A 1,173-nucleotide genomic window follows, 5' to 3' on the forward strand; every position below is an offset into this window, starting at 1 on the left:
GTATATGCATGTCCGTTTTAAACGTGCTATGGCAAAAATAATATTAAAAAACTTAAAAAGCCTTATTTAGTTTACATAAAAAAATTATGTAATAGTAAAAGGGGAAGGCTTGTCCCTCATCCTTTTACTATCAAAAGCTAAATTAAGAACATCTTGGTACACCTAAAGCTAAGAATAAACCTGCTACTCCTGCTGTAATTGGCACTTTCAACGTAATAACATCGTCTACTTTTGTTACTAAAAAGTAAGCATTCCCTTCTTGTAACACGCAATTCACTAATAATTGAAATTCCATTCAAATCTCCTCCTTTCAATCGATATACTATAATTTATGAAATCTCTTTTAAAATGTAATAGTAAATATATCTATTTTTCCTTATATACGAAATAAATGTTTATTAATCTATTAAAAATATTAATTTTCTAAATTAATATAAAACGTGTAATATCCAATAAATCCCTATATAATCAATAGAGAAAATCTTACAAATGGAGGTATGAAAATGGCAGTTTTGAGTAATATTGGTGTAGCTTTATTTTTTATAGCTTTTATTCTTTTAATCTTATGTATCATTTCATTCTTTAAGAAAAATGGCAAAGCAAAACAATATGGGCGTCCTACTGTTATTCTTTTTATGATTTCAATCGTCTTAATAATAACTGGCGCAGAGACTTCTAATCACCCAATCGTTGAATTCTTTTCTATTTTAAGCTTTGTTTTATTTATTTTCTTCCTCGTACTAGCAATATTATCTGTAATTAAAAAGACAGGTGTTGCAAAAAAACAATTTATCATTACAGCTATTTTATTTGTCATTTTTGTTGTGCTATTAGGTATTTCAGGTCCTTCTTCTGAAAAAACGACAGCAACTAATAAACAAGTCGCTTCTAATAGTGAAGAGAAAAAAGATGACGAAAAGAAAAAGGAAGTAGAAAAGAAAGAAGCGGACGAAAAAACTCGTAAACAACAAGAAGATGAAAAACGCCAAGCCGAAGAGCAAGAAGATGAAAAGCGTCTAGCTGATGAACAAGCTCGTAAACAACAAGAGGATCAGCAAAAACGTCTAGCTGATGAACAGGCTCGTAAACAACAAGAAGAGCAAAAACGCCAGGCTGATGAACAAGCTCGTAAACAACAAGAAGAGCAAAAACGCCAGGCTGATGAACAAGCTC

The 1,173-nt window shown here is 30.9% G+C and carries 2 protein-coding genes; one reads left to right on the forward strand and one right to left on the reverse strand.

Annotated features, from left to right (window positions below):
* Nucleotides 1-142 precede the first annotated feature (142 nt).
* Nucleotides 143-295, reverse strand: a complete 153-nt coding sequence (gene exsG, locus AC1DJR_RS30580; RefSeq protein WP_000395676.1) for an exosporium protein ExsG — start codon at nucleotides 293-295, stop codon at nucleotides 143-145.
* 208 nt (nucleotides 296-503) lie between these two features.
* Between exsG and AC1DJR_RS30585 the strand changes: the two genes are divergently transcribed.
* Nucleotides 504-1,173 (forward strand): excalibur calcium-binding domain-containing protein (locus tag AC1DJR_RS30585; RefSeq protein ID WP_477004320.1); only part of this gene is annotated, 670 nt, incomplete at its 3' end.

The organism is Bacillus sp. 05T31 (assembly GCF_056396725.1).